The organism is Streptomyces hoynatensis (genome assembly GCF_003626535.1).
Taxonomy (GTDB): domain Bacteria; phylum Actinomycetota; class Actinomycetes; order Streptomycetales; family Streptomycetaceae; genus Streptomyces; species Streptomyces hoynatensis.
Map to the genome: position 1 here is coordinate 37,852 of NZ_RBAL01000005.1, position 15,138 is coordinate 52,989.

Annotated in this window: 14 protein-coding genes and 1 pseudogene; 3 read left to right on the forward strand and 12 right to left on the reverse strand. The window is 75.2% G+C overall.

Annotated features, from left to right (window positions below):
• Positions 1 to 530: 530 nt before the first annotated feature.
• The 11 genes and pseudogenes from D7294_RS10420 to D7294_RS10470 form a co-directional block, all read right to left on the reverse strand.
• Positions 531 to 881, reverse strand: coding sequence for a histone-like nucleoid-structuring protein Lsr2 (locus tag D7294_RS10420; RefSeq protein WP_120678030.1), 351 nt, complete (start codon positions 879 to 881; stop codon positions 531 to 533).
• Between the two features lie 161 nt (positions 882 to 1,042).
• Positions 1,043 to 1,135: pseudogene (locus D7294_RS10425) on the reverse strand (amino-acid N-acetyltransferase); the annotation flags it as partial.
• An 805-nt stretch (positions 1,136 to 1,940) separates the two neighbouring features.
• Positions 1,941 to 2,423 carry a BlaI/MecI/CopY family transcriptional regulator gene (locus tag D7294_RS10430; RefSeq protein WP_120678033.1) on the reverse strand — a complete coding sequence of 161 codons (483 nt, stop codon included), beginning with the start codon at positions 2,421 to 2,423 and terminating at the stop codon, positions 1,941 to 1,943.
• Between the two features lie 183 nt (positions 2,424 to 2,606).
• Positions 2,607 to 2,774 carry a hypothetical protein gene (locus tag D7294_RS32220; RefSeq protein ID WP_174248320.1) on the reverse strand — a complete coding sequence of 56 codons (168 nt, stop codon included), beginning with the start codon at positions 2,772 to 2,774 and terminating at the stop codon, positions 2,607 to 2,609.
• A 443-nt stretch (positions 2,775 to 3,217) separates the two neighbouring features.
• A complete protein-coding gene (locus D7294_RS10440; protein ID WP_120678039.1) occupies positions 3,218 to 4,015 on the reverse strand; it encodes a type III pantothenate kinase in 798 nt (265 codons plus the stop codon).
• A gap of 2 nt (positions 4,016 to 4,017) precedes the next feature.
• Positions 4,018 to 5,073: a carboxylating nicotinate-nucleotide diphosphorylase gene (gene nadC / locus D7294_RS10445; protein WP_120678041.1), complete on the reverse strand. Its 1,056-nt coding sequence runs from the start codon at positions 5,071 to 5,073 to the stop codon at positions 4,018 to 4,020.
• Positions 5,070 to 6,833, reverse strand: coding sequence for an L-aspartate oxidase (locus D7294_RS10450; RefSeq protein WP_422070677.1), 1,764 nt, complete (start codon positions 6,831 to 6,833; stop codon positions 5,070 to 5,072). The genes nadC and D7294_RS10450 overlap by 4 nt, the downstream gene beginning before the upstream one ends.
• Positions 6,830 to 7,741 carry a pantoate--beta-alanine ligase gene (gene panC / locus D7294_RS10455; protein ID WP_120678044.1) on the reverse strand — a complete coding sequence of 304 codons (912 nt, stop codon included), beginning with the start codon at positions 7,739 to 7,741 and terminating at the stop codon, positions 6,830 to 6,832. The genes D7294_RS10450 and panC overlap by 4 nt, the downstream gene beginning before the upstream one ends.
• Positions 7,738 to 8,670 carry a Rossmann-like and DUF2520 domain-containing protein gene (locus tag D7294_RS10460; protein ID WP_241562254.1) on the reverse strand — a complete coding sequence of 311 codons (933 nt, stop codon included), beginning with the start codon at positions 8,668 to 8,670 and terminating at the stop codon, positions 7,738 to 7,740. Before D7294_RS10460 ends, panC begins: the two co-directional genes overlap by 4 nt.
• Positions 8,671 to 8,781: 111 nt before the next feature.
• The gene (locus D7294_RS10465) at positions 8,782 to 9,459 is read right to left on the reverse strand and encodes a response regulator (RefSeq protein ID WP_120678050.1); all 678 of its coding nucleotides are present in this window, start codon (positions 9,457 to 9,459) and stop codon (positions 8,782 to 8,784) included.
• A 74-nt stretch (positions 9,460 to 9,533) separates the two neighbouring features.
• Positions 9,534 to 10,748 (reverse strand): sensor histidine kinase, encoded by a 1,215-nt coding sequence (locus D7294_RS10470; protein WP_120678053.1) that lies wholly within the window; start codon positions 10,746 to 10,748, stop codon positions 9,534 to 9,536.
• 89 nt (positions 10,749 to 10,837) lie between these two features.
• Here D7294_RS10470 and D7294_RS10475 point away from each other — a divergent pair, with 89 nt between their 5' ends.
• On the forward strand, positions 10,838 to 11,824 hold the full coding sequence (locus tag D7294_RS10475; protein WP_120678618.1) for an SAM-dependent methyltransferase: 987 nt from the start codon (positions 10,838 to 10,840) through the stop codon (positions 11,822 to 11,824).
• A 79-nt stretch (positions 11,825 to 11,903) separates the two neighbouring features.
• Here D7294_RS10475 and D7294_RS10480 read toward each other — a convergent pair whose 3' ends face one another.
• Positions 11,904 to 13,055: an NADH-quinone oxidoreductase subunit D gene (locus D7294_RS10480; protein ID WP_120678055.1), complete on the reverse strand. Its 1,152-nt coding sequence runs from the start codon at positions 13,053 to 13,055 to the stop codon at positions 11,904 to 11,906.
• Between the two features lie 69 nt (positions 13,056 to 13,124).
• On the opposite strand from D7294_RS10480, the gene D7294_RS10485 reads away from it, so the two are divergent.
• The gene (locus tag D7294_RS10485) at positions 13,125 to 13,625 is read left to right on the forward strand and encodes a PH domain-containing protein (RefSeq protein WP_120678058.1); all 501 of its coding nucleotides are present in this window, start codon (positions 13,125 to 13,127) and stop codon (positions 13,623 to 13,625) included.
• 20 nt (positions 13,626 to 13,645) lie between these two features.
• Positions 13,646 to 15,115 (forward strand): PH domain-containing protein, encoded by a 1,470-nt coding sequence (locus D7294_RS10490; RefSeq protein ID WP_241562255.1) that lies wholly within the window; start codon positions 13,646 to 13,648, stop codon positions 15,113 to 15,115.
• Positions 15,116 to 15,138: the final 23 nt, after the last annotated feature.

Genomic DNA, 15,138 nt, shown 5'->3' on the forward strand with positions numbered 1-15,138 from the left:
GGTGCGAGACGATGTTCCCGCAGGCCAAGTGCTGGCGCCCCGGACGGCTACGCCGTTGGCGAACACCCCCGGGCGGCACAGGCCACGCGGCCACCGCCCCCTCATCCAATAGGGCCCCCTCTCTCCTTAGGGAACTGCCTACCCCTCAAGGCTGACACTCCATGCCGTACCAGCCACGGACATCCGCTACCGGCGAACGCGGCCACCCCGGCCGTCCTCGCGCTCACGCCCCGCGGCCGGGAGCCGACAGGGCGTAACTCTTCCGTACTCGGGCGGGCGGGTTACGGCATGACACTCGTGATTCCCCGTCCGCGCCGCGGCAACCCACGTCCCGGCGCCCTCGCACACCCGCCCCGCGCCCCCGGCCGCCCCGGCCGCCTCCCCTCGCCGCCCCCGGCCCCGGCGCCCTTCCCCCGGGCACACCTCGGGGGGCCCGCCCACTGGGCGTGGCCCCCCGGACATGGTTGGCGTCAGTGCCGCGGCGGTGGAGCCGGCCGGCCGGCCCCGGCGCGCGGCACCCGCCCGCGACTTCAGGCGCCGGCCTTCTCGTAGGCCTCGCGAATGTTGGCGGGAACACGGCCCCGGTCATTGACCTCGTATCCGTTTTCCTTGGCCCAGGCACGGATTTTCGCGGTGTCCTGGCTCCCCCCGGTGCCGCCGGAGGGGGCGGCGGCCCGGCCGCCACGGCCCCGCGCGGCGCGCCCGCCGCCGGCCCGGCGCCCGGCCTTGACATAAGGCTCAAGGGCGCTGCGGAGCTTGTCCGCGTTTTCAGAGTTGAGGTCGATCTCGTAAGTCTTGCCGTCCAGCGCGAACGTAACGGTCTCCTCCGCCTCGCCGCCGCTGAGGTCATCGAGGAGAAGGACCTGAACCTTCTGTGCCACCGGGCTACTCCTCATTCATAGTCGCTGAATACACATTAGGTGTAGTGCGGTGTAATCAAACCGCCATTGCCGGGAAAACACAAACCTCGGGTCAGGATTAAGGAGCACCCCATAAGACACCATGGGACGATCCGGACATAACCACCACTCGCTGTGTTCAATCAGAGATGCCTCGGCATCCGACTGTTACCCAAAGTGCCGACCTTCACGCGTTCCGGACCGGTGAACTCGGCGATCCCCACATCATAGGAACGCCGAGCTCGCCCCGAGGCGCCGGCGGAGTCGGTCTCCCGGGCATCACAGACATCGCGCGGAGACATCAGGGGAGACAACCCGGGAGACAACAGGAGACTTCAGGGGGACGGATCGGAAGGGCAACAAGGGCCAACACGGAGAGAGTGGCCCTTGGCGCCCACCTCGCCGATCCGGGGAAGCCGGACGCGGTGAAGAACTCGGCTTCGAAGGTCAGACAGAAAAATGGCCCGCCGAGCGGGCGGCGCACCCCGGGATCTCCGCGGCGTACCCCGGGACCACCGCTTCTTCCACGCCCGGCGCCCGCTCCCCGCCATTCCCGGCGCCCGCCGCCCCGCCACGACCTGGCCCCACCCGGGCCGGGCCGTCCGCGCAGAGGGCGCCACCGCCTCTCCCGCCGGGCCCTGCCCCTCCCGCCGCCCTCCGGCGCCCCAGGGGCGGCTCCGGCGTACCGCCGCGCTCCCGGCGCCCCACGGGCGTTTCCCGGCGTTCTCCGGCCTTCTCCCGGCGTTTTCTCCCCGGCCTCCCGCCCGTGCCCCCGGCCCCGCGCCCCGCCGCTCCCCTCGCCCGGGCCCGCCGGGGGACGCACCCGCCGCCCACACATCGCTTCCGCGGCGATCCCGCGGTACGGAACTCGTGAATGCCCGGTTAAAGGCCCGCGCCCCGGCCGCCGCGCCCGGTTCCCGGTGACTCGCCCCGGCGAGGATGCGCCCGGCGAGTGGAGATGCGTAGTCTCAGGACGGCGGACAGTGACTTCCGCGCGCCTTCCCCGGCGCTTCCCAGGCGCTTTCCGGCGCGACGCCCCGGCTAACGGCTTCCGGCTTCCTCCCGGCCTTCGAGACGGCCTTCGGCAGGACCTTCGGCCGCGCCTTCACCGGCCCCTTGGCGCCGCTCTTCGCGTTCCCCTTCGGGGGCGGTCACCCGCACCCCCGCGACATCGACGACGCGCAGCGCGTCCCGCAAAGCCTCGGTCTGCTCGGCGGACATCATCCCGAAGAAAGCGACGAGCGCCGCCGCGGCGTTGTCGCTCTCCGCCCAGGCGTCATTCATCAATGCCGCCGAGTACGCCGCGCGAGTGGAGATGGCCTCATAACGATAGGCCCTGCCCTCCTGCTCGCGACGGACCCAGCCCTTCTGATGGAGGTTGTCCAGGACGGTCATCACCGTCGTATAGGCGATCGAACGCTCCCTGCGCAGATCTTCAAGAACTTCTCGCACCGTGACGGGACGGTTCCACTCCCATACACGGCTCATCACCGCGTCTTCCAGCTCTCCCAATGGTCGGGGCACAGATGCAGAATAACCGCGCGAGAACAAAACGGACAGATGTGGCGATCCGGGCTCGGGGCCCGGGCGGCGGCCCGGCCGGAAGCGGCCCCGCTCCGGCAGCCGGCGGCGCCTTGGCCGCGGCGGGCGGGCCGTGGCAAAGGCGGGTGGCGGCGGAGGGGCGGGGCGGCGCCCGGCGGGGCCGGCTCAGGCGTCGGGGTGCCCGGCGCGCTCCTGCGCGGCGAGGGCGGCGTCCACGGCCGCGTCCTCCTTGGCCTTGTTGGCGCCGCCCTGCGAGCGGACGATGGTCACGATCAGCCAGATGAAGCCCACCGCCATCACCAGCGGGGGGAAGAGTGCGACGATGTAGTCCACAGCGATCGGCCTCCAGGTGCGCGCTCGGCTAGCCGCCGCCCAGCCTACCGACCGCCTTGGGCGGAGTTCTCCCCACTCCTCCCCTCGCCGCTCTCCCCCCTGCCCTCGCGGCTCTCCCCGCGGCCCTCGCGGCCCTCGCGCTCGCGGTCCCGCGCCTCCCCCGGCGGGGCCGGCGGCGCCTGGGGGCGCTTGCGGTGCGGCGGGAAGACCTCCGCGGGCGTGGGGACCGGCCGGGGCGCCTTGGGCCGGCGCTGCTGCTCACCGTTCTCGTCCCCGTCACCGCCTGGGGTGGGGGACCCCTTGGACGTAACCATAAACCGACATTAAGTGGTAAGCAGACAAATCGCGCGGAGCGCGCCCGGCCCCGGCGTGTTCCCGGGTGTTCCCCGGAGCCGGGGACCCGGCGGGAGGCCCCGGCCGGAAGCAGCCGGTCCGGGGCCCGCTCAGGAGCGGGAGACGTTCCGCTCGTAGACCAGGCGCAGGCCGATCAGCGTGAGCCAGGGCTCGTGCTCGTCGATCACCGTCGCCTCCCGCAGGACCAGCGGCGCGAGGCCGCCGGTGGCGATCACGGTGACGTCGTCCGGGTCGTCCGCCAGCTCCCGCGACATCCGCTCCACGACCCCGTCCACCTGCCCGGCGAAGCCGTACAGGATGCCCGACTGCATCGACTCCACGGTGTTCTTGCCGATCACGTGCCGCGGCCTGGCCAGCTCGACCTTCCGCAGCTGGGCCCCGCGCATGCCCAGCGCCTCCACCGAGATCTCGATGCCGGGCGCGATCGCGCCGCCCGCGTACTCGCCGCGGGCGGAGACGGCGTCGTACGTCGTCGCGGTGCCGAAGTCCACGACGATGCAGGGCCCGCCGTAGAGCTCGACGGCGGCGACCGCGTTGATGATCCGGTCGGCGCCGACCTCCTTGGGGTTGTCGGTGAGGATCGGCACCCCCGTCTTGACGCCGGGCTCGACCAGCACGGCGGGGATGTCCCCGTAGTACCTGCGGGTCACCTCGCGCAGCTCGTGCAGCACGGAGGGGACCGTGGAGCAGATCGAGATGCCGTCGATCCCGTCGCCCAGCTCCTCGCCGAGCAGCGGGTGCATGCCCATGAGCCCCTGGAGGAGCACGGCCAGCTCGTCGGCCGTCCGGCGCGCGTCCGTGGAGATGCGCCAGTGCTCCACGATCTCCTCGCCGTCGAAGAGGCCGAGGACCGTGTGGGTGTTGCCGACGTCGATGGTGAGCAGCATGGTCAGTCGCGCCTCTCCTGGCGGAGGTCGAGGCCGATGTCGAGGATCGGCGCGGAGTGGGTCAGGCCGCCGACGGCCAGATAGTCCACGCCGGTCTCCGCGTAGGAGCGTGCGGTGTCCAGGGTGAGGCCGCCCGATGCCTCCAGGGCGGCGCGGCCCGCGGTCAGCGCCACGGCCTCGCGCACCTGCCCGGGGCTGAAGTTGTCGAGCAGCACCAGGTCGGCCCCGGCGGCGAGCACCTCCTCCAGCTGGTCGAGGCGGTCCACCTCCACCTCCACGGGAACGCCGGGGAACTCCTCGCGCACCCGCCGGAACGCCTCGGCGACCCCGCCCGCGGCGAGCACGTGGTTGTCCTTGACCAGGGCCGCGTCCGACAGCGACATGCGGTGGTTGACGCCGCCGCCGCAGCGCACCGCGTACTTCTCCAGGGCGCGCAGCCCCGGCGTGGTCTTGCGGGTGTCGCGGACCCGGGTGGGGGTGCCCTCCAGGGCATCGGCCCAGGCCCGGGTGAGGGTGGCGATGCCGGAGAGGCGGCACAGCAGGTTGAGCGCGCTGCGCTCGGCGGTGAGCAGGTCCCGGGTGCGGGTGGTGACGCTGAGGAGCACCTGCCCCGCCTCGACGCGGTCCCCGTCCGCGACGTGCCGCTCGACCTCCAGGTCGTCGGTGCACACCACGGAGAGCACGGCCTCCGCCACGTGCAGGCCGGCGACGGTGCCGGCCTGGCGGGCGGTGAAGTCGCCGGTGGCGACGGCGTCTTCCGGCACGGTGGCCACCGTCGTCACGTCCACGCCGTTGTCGAGGTCCTCCTCGACGGCGAGGTGGGCGACGTCCTCCACCTGGACCGGGTCGAGACCGGCCGCGGCGAGCAGTTCGGCGAGGTCGGGGTCAAGACCGCACTCCAGGGGGTCGAACTCCCCGGCGTGGCCTTCCGCCCCACAGGCGCAGCCTGCGCCGCAGCCGCCGGCGGCGGCCCCGGACTCGGCGTCGCCCGGGCGCGTGCCGATGGGCAGCAGGGTCAGCTCCACGCGCTGCGGGGGTGGGCTCTGAGGGCTGGTCACGGGTTCTCCGGATTCTGCTGGGCGGCGACCGCCGTCGGCGGGAAGGCGGGCGTCTCGGTGGTGCGGATGTCGAGGATGGAGCCGGTGGGACCGGGGCGCAGGGTGAGCACGAGGTGACGCCGCCAGCGGGCATCGTCCCGCTCGGGGAGGTCCTCGCGCCAGTGGGAGCCGCGCGTCTCCGCCCGCTGCGCGGCGGCGGTGACGAGCGCCCTGGCGACGAGATGCAGATTAGCGGTCTCCCAGGACTCGGCGCCCGGCTCGGCCGGTTTACGATCGTCCTCGGCCAGGCCGAGCGCGTCGAGGGCGCGCGCCGCGGCTTCCAGGCTGGCGGCGGAACGCAGCACGCCGGCGCCCTCGGTCATCACCCGCTGGATCGCGGCCCTGGCCTCGGGCGGCGGCAGGGGGGCGGCCGCCGGGCCAGGGGCCGCCGCGGGCGCCGCCGCGGCGGCCGGGGAGTCACCCGCGGCGCCGGCGTCGGCGGCGATCGCCCCGGCCAGGCGGGCGGCGAAAACCAGCCCCTCAAGCAGGGAGTTGGAGGCCAGGCGGTTGGCGCCGTGGACGCCGGTGCAGGCCGTCTCGCCGCAGGCGTACAGGCCGGGGATGGTGGTGCGCCCCGACCGGTCGGTGCGGACGCCGCCCGAGGCGTAGTGCGCGGCGGGGGCGATGGGGACGGGCTCGGTCACCGGGTCGAAGCCGTTGGCCCGGCAGGCGGCCAGGATGGTGGGGAAACGGCGCCGCCACAGGCGCTCACCGAAGTGCCTGGCGTCCAGGTACATGTGGGAGACGCCCTGTTCGAGCATCCGGCGCGTGATGGCCTTGGTGACCACGTCCCGCGGCGCCAGCTCGGCCAGTTCGTGCTGCCCGCGCATGAACCTGACGCCCTCGGCGTCCACCAGCCGGGCGCCCTCCCCGCGCACCGCCTCCGAGATCAGCAGCTGCTGCCCCTCGGCCTCCGGGCCCAGGTAGAGGACGGTCGGGTGGAACTGGACGAACTCCACGTCGGACACCTCGGCCCCGGCGCGCAGCGCCAGGGCGACGCCGTCGCCCGTGGAGACCGGCGGGTTGGTGGTCGCCGCGTACATCTGGCCCATGCCGCCGGTGGCGAGCACCACGGCCGGGGCGTGCACCGCGCCGACGCCGTCGTGGCGGCCCTCCCCCATGACGTGCAGGGTGACCCCGGCGGCGCGGCCCGAGGCGTCGCGCAGCAGGTCGAGGGCGAGGGCGTGTTCCACCGTCTCGATGCCGGCCGCCCGCACGGCGGCGACCAGCGCCCTGGAGACCTCGGCGCCCGTGGCGTCGCCGCCCGCGTGGGCGATCCGGTGGCGGTGGTGGCCGCCCTCCCTGCCGAGCGCGAGGCCGCCGTCCTCCTCCAGGTCGAAGGCGGCCCCGAGCGCGATCAGCTCCCTGACCGCCGCGGGGGCCTCGGTGACGAGGGTGGCGACGGCCGCCTCGTCGCACAGCCCGACGCCAGCCACGAGCGTGTCGGCCAGGTGCTGGTCGGGCGAGTCCCCCTCGCCGAGGGCCGCGGCGATGCCGCCCTGCGCCCAGCGGGTGGAGCCGTCGTCGAGCCCGGCCTTGGTGACGATGACGGTGCGGCGCCCGGCCGCGGCGCAGCGCAGCGCGGCGGTGAGCCCGGCCACGCCCGAGCCGACGACCACGACGTCGGCCTCGATCGCCCAGCCGGGCGCGGGGGCGGGCAGCGCCACGGGCATCGGCAGGGGAACGGAGGCGAGCACGCCGGCCGCCGGGGTTTCGCTCATGCCGCACCTCCGAAGCGCAGGCGGACGTTGTCGATGAGGCGGGTGGTGCCGACCCTGGCCGCGACGGCGAGCAGGGCCTCCCCGGCGAACGCCCCGGACACCGGCGTGAAGTCGGCCGGGTCCACCAGCGCCAGGTAGTCCAGGCGCAGCGGCGGGTCAAGGCGGGCGGCCTCGCCGAGCACGGCGCGGGCCGCCGCCTCGGCCGCGGCGGGGGTCGCCGGCGCGGCCTCCGCCTCGCCCGGGGCGCCGGGGGGCGGCCCGGCGACGAGGCGGCGGGCGGCGTCGAGGGCCCGGGAGAGGGCCAGCGCGGTGCCGCGCTCGGGGCCGGACAGGTAGGCGTTGCGGCTGGACTTGGCCAGGCCGTCGGGCTCCCGCACGGTGGGCACGGCCAGGATCTCCACCGGGAAGTTCAGGTCGCCCACCATGCGCCTGATCAGGGCGAGCTGCTGGGCGTCCTTCTCGCCGAAGGTGGCGACGTCCGGCTCGGTGAGGTGCAGCAGCTTGGCGACGACGGTCAGCATGCCGTCGAAGTGGCCCGGCCGCGAGGCGCCTTCGAGCACCTCGCCCATCGGCCCGGCCGCGATCGTCACCCGCGGGCGGCCCGAGGGGTACATTTCGGCGTCCGAGGGGGCGAAGACGAGGTCGGCGCCCGCGGCGGCGGCCACCTCCAGGTCGTGGTCCAGGGTCCGCGGGTAGCGGTCGAAGTCCTCTCCCGCGCCGAACTGGAGCGGGTTGACGTAGACGGTGACGAGGACCTGGCCCGTGGGCCCGACGCGTTCGCGGGCGGCCCTGATGCCCGCCGCGTGGCCCTCGTGCAGGGCCCCCATCGTCATCACCACGGCGCGGGTGGCTCCCGGCCGGTGGTGGGCGCGCAGCTCCTTCGCGCGGTGCGCCAGGGGTATGGTCATGCCTCTCCTTCCGCGGCGCCGTCCGCCAGGACGCCGAGCAGTGCCTCCGCCAGCTCCGGCTTGAGCAGGCCGTGGTCGAGCGCACGGTCGGCGGTGGTGCGGGCCATCGCGAGGTAGCCGGCCAGCGCGTGCGGGGCGTGCCGGCGCAGCTCGGCGATGTGGGCGGCGACCGTGCCGGCGTCCCCCCGGGCGACGGGCCCGGTGAGGGCCGCGTCGCCGGAGCGCAGCGCGTTGTCGAGGGCGGCGCCGAGCAGCGGGCCGAGCATCCGGTCGGGGGCGGCCACCCCGGCGAGGCCGAGGAGTTCGAGGGACTGCGCGACCAGCGTCACCAGGTGGTTGGCGCCGACGGCGAGGGCCGCGTGGTACAGCGGCCGGTCCCGCTCCTCGATCCACTCGGGCTCGCCGCCCATCTCGATGACCAGGGCCTCGGCGGCGAGCCGCAGCTGCGGGGGCGCGGTGACGCCGAAGGAACAGCCGGCCAGCCGCTGCACGTCGACGGGGGTGCCGGTGAACGTCATCACCGGGTGCAGCGCGAGCGGCAACGCGCCCGCCCGCAGCGCCGGGTCGAGCACGGAGGCGCCGTACCGCCCCGAGCAGTGCACGAGCAGCTGCCCCGGCCGCACCGCGCCCGTCTCGGCGAGGCCGCCGACCAGCCCGGGGAGGGCGTCGTCCGGCACGGTCAGCAGCACCAGTTCCGACCTGGCGAGCACCTCGTCCGGGGCGAGGAGCGGCACGCCGGGCAGCAGCGCCTCGGCGCGGCGGCGGGAGGCGTCCGAGACGCCGGAGGCGGCCACCGGCCGGTGCCCCGCGAGCCGCAGCGCGGCGGCGAGCACGGGGCCGACCCGTCCGGCGCCGACGACGCCGACACGCAGTCGCGCGGGGCGGTCCTGCGCCTCGGTGGCCCGGGGGGCGTTCGGGGCGGCGTTCACGGCGGGGTGCCTTTCTTCTGCCGTTCCGGTCCGTGTGTTCGGTACCGGACGTCGGTCCATGCTACGGCCGCCGGCCGCCGCGGTGGCCGGGAGCGTCCCCGCCCGGGCCGTTCAGCGGCCCTGGGCCCTGACCAGCCCCGTCTCGTAGGCGAGCACGACCGCCTGGACCCGGTCGCGCAGGCCGAGCTTGGCGAGGATGCGGCCCACGTGCGTCTTGACCGTGGCCTCGGAGACGAAGAGATGGGCGGCTATCTCGCCGTTGGACAGGCCCTGGGCGATCAGCAGGAGCACCTCCCGCTCCCGCTCGGTGAGCTGGTCGAGTTCGGGGTGGGCCGCCGGCTCCTCGACCGGCAGCAGCGACATGAAGCGGTCCAGCAGGCGGCGGGTCGTGGAGGGCGCCACGACCGAGTCGCCGCTGTGCACCGACCTGATGGCGCCCAGCAGCTCCTGCGGCGGCACGTCCTTGAGCAGGAAGCCGGCGGCGCCCGCCTTCAGCCCGGAGAACGCGTATTCGTCGAGGTCGAAGGTGGTCAGGATGAGCACCTTGGGCTCACCGGGGCCGCCCGCGCCGCCCTGGCAGATGCGCCGGGTGGCCTCCACCCCGTCCAGCCGCGGCATCCGCACGTCCATGAGGACCACGTCCACGGCCGTGCCGCGCAGCACCTCCAGGGCCTCGGCCCCGTCGCTCGCCTCGGCCACCACCTCCATGTCGGGCTGCGCGGAGAGCACCATCCTGAAGCCCGTGCGCAGCAGCACCTGGTCGTCGACCAGCATCACGCGGATCGGCATCTGTCACTTCCCTGGAGAGTTCGGTCCCGGCGCGGGGGTGGCGGCGTCGGTCGTGGCGAGGCGCGGCGGCGGCCTCACCCGTGCCCCGACAGGGGCAGTGTGGCGCTTATCCGGAAGCCGCCGCCCGGCCGGGGCCCTGCCACCAGCACGCCGCCCACCATCCCGACCCGCTCCCGCATGCCGATCAGGCCCTGGCCGAGGCCGTCGGCGCCGCGCTCCTCGTACAGCTCGCGCTGGGCGCCGCGCCCGTCGTCCTCGGCGAGCACCGTCAGCGCCTTGCCCCCGTACTCCAGCCTGACGGTGGCCACGACGCCGGGGCCGCCGTGCTTGCGGGTGTTCGTCAGCGCCTCCTGCACGATGCGGTACGCGGTCAGCTCCACGCCGCTGGGCAGGGGGCGCGGGGCGCCGTCGATCCGGAAGTCGACGGAGAGCCCGGCGTCGCGCACCTGGTCCACCAGGTCGGCCAGCTGCTCGACGCCGGGCTGCGGCACGTAGTCCTGGGCGGTGGTCCCGCCGTCCTCGCTGCGCAGCACGCCCAGCAGGCGGCGCATCTCGGTGAGGGCCTGGCGCCCGGTGCCCGAGATGGTCTCCAGCGCGTCGCGGGTCTGCTCGGGGGCGCTGTCGAGCATGTAGGCGGCGCCGTCCGCCTGCACCACCATCACCGACACGTTGTGCGCGACGACGTCGTGCAGCTCGCGGGCGATCCTGGCGCGTTCCGCGGCCACCGCCATCCTGGCCTGCGTCTCCTTCTCCTGCCCCAGGCGGTGGGCGCGTTCCTCCAGCTCGGCGTAGTAGGCGCGGCGGGTGCGCAGCGAGTCGCCGAGCACCCAGGCGAGGCAGAAGGCGGCGGTGAGGAAGACCGCCGAGACGACGGCGCCCGCGGTGCTCTCGTCCTCGCCCTGCTGGGGCCAGCGGAGCTGGGCGAGGGTGGGGGCGACGAGGGCGCCGGCGAGTGCCAGCCTGGAGGGCCGGCGGGGCGGGCGGGAGGCCACGGTGAAGATGATGACGAGGAACGCGAAGTTGGCCGGCATCGGCGGCACGTCGGCGATCAGCTGGAAGACCCCGGTGAGCCCGGCGAGCACCAGCATGGGCTCCGGCGTGCGGCGGCGCAGCAGCACCACGACGCACAGGGCGAGCACCGCGACGACGGCCGGGGCCTCCGCGCCCCGGTACTCGGTCTCGCTCTCCGGCAGGGAGAGCAGCACGACGGAGAGGAACAGCAATACGAGCGCCCAGCAGCCGTCGACCCAGGTCGGGTGACGGCGGATGAAGTCGTAGAGCCGGTTCACGTAACCCAGAGTAGGCATTCTGTGCGCGTCGGGAGTCAGCCGAAGGGCCGATACGTGAAGGCATCAACTACTCCTCAAGGTGGACGGTGATCGTGCGGGAATCGGGGACGTGGCCCCTGCGCTGGCGGGCCGCGGCGGAGCGGGCGCTGTACGGGCCCGGCGGGTTCTTCCTCCGCCAGGCGCCGGGGGCGCACTTCAGGACGGCGGTGCACGCCTCCCCGCTGTTCGCGGAGGCGGTGGCCGAGCTGCTGACCCGGGTCGACGCCGCCCTCGGCCGCCCGCCGCGCCTGGACTTCGTGGACCTGGGCGCGGGCCGGGGCGAGCTGGTGGCCGGGGTGCTGGCCGCGCTGCCCGCCGGGGTGGCCGCCCGGCTGCGGCCCTGCGCGGTGGAGCGGGCGCCGCGCCCGGCGGGCCTCGACGAGCGGATCGCGTGGCGGGCCGCGCCCCCGGCCGGCGCGGTGGGGCTGCTGTTCGCGAACGAGTGGCTGGACAACGTGCCGCTCGACGTGGCCGAGGTCGACTCCCGCGGCACGGCCAGGTACGTGCGGGTGGCGGCGGACGGCGCCGAGAGCCTGGGCGAGCCGGTGTCGGGCGCGGACCTGGACTGGCTGCGCCGCTGGTGGCCGCTGCCCGCGGAGCCCGGGCTGCGCGCCGAGCTGGGCGGGCCGCGCGAGGCCGCGTGGGCGGGGGCTGTGGCGCGCGTGTCCCGGGGACTTGCGGTGGCGGTGGACTACGGGCACACCCGCGGGGAGCGCCCGCCCTTCGGCACGCTGACCGGCTACCGCGAGGGGCGGCAGGTGCGGCCGGTGCCCGACGGCAGCTGCGATCTGACGGCGCACGTCGCGCTCGACGCCTGCGCGGACGCCGCCGCCACGCTGCGGACCCAGCGCGCCGCGCTGGCCGCGCTCGGCCTGCGGGCCGCGCGCCCGCCGCTGCGGCTGGCCGCGGCGGAGCCCGCGGCCTACGTGCGGGCCCTGGCCCGGGCCGGTGAGGTTGCGGAACTCACCGACCCGGCCGGCCTCGGCGGGTTCACCTGGCTGTGCCGGCCGGTGGGGACGGCCGACCCCCTGGCGTAGCGCGGGCGCGGGCCTGCGCGCCCCACGGCGTGGCACGGGCGCCGGGCGCCGCGCCGCCCGCCCGCGGCTGCCCGTGCGGCTACTTGTCGATGTCTCCGACCACGAAGAAGAACGACCCCAGGATCGCGACCATGTCGGAGACCAGCGTGCCGGGCAGCAGCTCGCCGAGGGCCTGGATGTTGTTGAAGGAGGCGGAGCGCAGCTTCAGGCGGTGGGGGGTCTTCTCCCCCTTGGAGACGAGGTAGTAGCCGTTGATGCCCAGGGGGTTCTCGGTCCAGGCGTAGGTGGCGCCCTCGGGTGCCTTGAGCACCTTGGGCAGCCGCTGGTTGACCGGTCCCGCCGGCAGCCGGGCCAGCCGGTCGAGGCAGGCGTCGGCCAGGTCGAGGGAGTTCTCCGTCTGGTCGAGCAGCACCTCGAACCTGGCCAGGCAGTCGCCCTCGGCGCGGGTGGCGACCCGCAGCACGTCCCCGAGCTCCCCGTAGGCGAGGTACGGCTCGTCCCGGCGCAGGTCGAAGTCCACGCCGCTGGCCCGGGCGATCGGGCCCGACACCCCGTAGTCCCGCACGACGGCCGACTCCAGTACGCCCACCCCGCGGGTGCGCGCCCGGAAGACCTCGTTGCCGAGCACGAGACCCGACAGCCGCGGGAGTCCGGCGCGGACCGCGGCCACCGCCTCCCTGACCCGGCCCGTCCAGCCGGCCGGCACCTCCTCCTTGAGGCCGCCCACCCGGTTGAACATGTAGTGCATCCGGCCGCCGGACACCTCCTCCAGCACCTGCTGCACGCTCTCGCGCTCGGTGAAGGCGTAGAAGACCGGCGTGATGCCGCCGAGTTCCAGGGGGTAGGAGCCGAGGAACATGAGGTGGCTGAGCACCCGGTTCAGCTCGGCGAGCAGCGTGCGCAGCCACACCGCCCGCTCCGGGACCTCCATGCCGAGCATCCGCTCGACCGCGAGCACCACGCCGAGTTCGTTCGCGAAGGCAGACAGCCAGTCGTGCCGGTTGGCCAGCACGATGATCTGCCGGTAGTCGCGCACCTCGAACAGCTTCTCGGCGCCGCGGTGCATGTACCCGACGATGGGCTCGGCCTGCGTGATCCGCTCCCCGTCGAGCACCAGGCGCAGCCGCAGCACGCCGTGCGTGGAGGGGTGCTGCGGGCCGATGTTGAGCACCATGTCGGTGCTGTCGGTGCTCTCGGCCCCCGCGCCCACCCCGACGACCGTCTCCGTCATGCCCGCCAGTTTCTCACCGGCGCCCCGCGCCTGGTTCCGCCAGGCCGCCCTCCCTCTAAGCTCGTCGGCATGGACAGGGCAGCTGAGGCACCTCCCGCCGGTGCGGGCGGCGAGGTATGGCAGCCGGTGGAGCCGGCACTGCTCACCATGCGGCGGCTGCTGCTCGTGTGCTGGCTGGCGCCGCTGGCGCTGGCCGCCGGGGTGCTGCCGCCCCTGCTCGGCGGCCCCGCCCTGGCGCTGCTCGCCCTTCCCCCGCTGGCCGCCCTGCCCTGGGGCTGGTGGGCGCTGGGCCGGAACTGGGCCTCCTGGTGCTACCTGGAGCGCGACGACGACCTGCTGATCAGGCGCGGGGTGATGTGGCAGCAGCTGACCGTGGTGCCCTACGGCCGGATGCAGCTGGTCGAGGTCACCTCGGGGCCGCTCGACCGCAGGTTCGGCCTGGCCAGGCTCCAGCTGCACACGGCCGCCGCCGCCACCGACGCCACCATCCCCGGGCTCGCCCCCGCCGAGGCCGAGCGGCTGCGCGACCGGCTCACCGAGCTGGGCGAGGCCCGTTCGGCCGGGCTGTGAGCGGGGAGAGGCGGCCGGACGTGGGCACCCCGAGCGCCGAGGACGGCCCCGGCACCCCGGGCACGCCGAGCACCCCGAGCACCCCGAGCACCGAGGCCGCCGTGAGCACCCCCGGCCTCCCCGCCGGAGGCGCTGCTCCCCACCCCGCCGAGGCCGCCGGGGCCGCCGCGGAGCTGCCCGCCGGCCAGGGCAAACGGCTGCACCCGGTGACCCCGTGGCGCCGCGCCTGGGCCCCGCTGACCGGCATGTCCGCGGTGCTCGCGCAGAACGCGGAGCAACTGCCCGGCTGGCTGGGCTCGCTCGGCCCCGGGCGGCTGCTGCTGCTCGCGCTCGGCCTGCTCGCCTGCGGCAGCGCCTACGGCTTCCTCTCCTGGCGGGTGACCCGCTACCTCGTCACCGACACGGAGCTGCGGATTCGCACCGGGCTGCTGTTCCGGCGCACCGCGCACCTGCGCCTGGACCGCATCCAGTCCATCGACATCACCCGCCCGCTGCTGGCCAGGGCCCTGGGCGTGGCCAAGCTGAAGATGGACGTGGTGGGTTCGGGCGAGGCGGACGAGCTGGCCTACCTCGGCGAGGAGGAGGCCAGGGCCCTGCGCGCCGAACTCCTCGCCAGGGCGGCGGGGATCGCCCCCGAGGCGGTTCCCTCCGCGGGCGAGGCCCCGGCCCGCGAGCTGCACCAGGTGGACCCGGGAACGCTGGTGCGGGCGCTGGCGCTCACCGGCCGGGTCTGGGCCCCGGTGGTGGTGACGCTGGTCGTGGCGCCCCTGCTGTGGTGGTTCAGCGACAGCCTCTTCGCGACGGCCGCCTTCCTGCTGCCGATGCTGGCCGCGATCTGGCGCGCGGGCCTCGGCACCTTCCTGCTCCAGTACGGCTGGACCGTCAGCGAGTCGCCCGACGGGCTGCGCCTGGACCACGGCCTGCTCCAGCGCGACCACGCCACCGTGCCGCCGGGCCGGGTGCAGTCGGTGCGGCTGGTGGAGCCGCTGCTGTGGCGGGCGCGCGGCTGGGTGCGGGTGGAGCTCAGGGTGGCGGGCGAGGGCACCGAGTCCGGGCTGCTGGTGCCGGTGGCGCCCCGGCGGCTGGCCGCGGACCTCGTCGGCCGCATCCTGCCCGGCCTGGACATCGAGGGCACCCTCGCCGCGATCACCCCGGTGCCGCGCCGGGCCCGCTGGGCGGCACCGGTCAGGCGGGTCGGCTACGGCCTGGGCGTGACCCCCTCGGTCTTCGTGGCCAGGAGCGGGCGGCTGCGCCGGGTGCACGAACTGGTGCCGCACGCCAAGGTGCAGAGCGTACGGCTGACCCGCGGCCCCTGGACGCGGCTGCTCGGCCTGGCGCACATCCACGTGGACCACGGCGCGAACGGCACCGCGAGCGCGCGGCTGCTCGACGCCGCGCAGGCGGAGCGGGAGGTCGCGGCCCAGGCCGTCCGCTCCCGGCTCGGCCGCAGGACGGCCGTCCCCGAGCGCTGGCTGACGGGCGGCGGGTAGCCCGCGCGGGCGGGCCGCCGCCG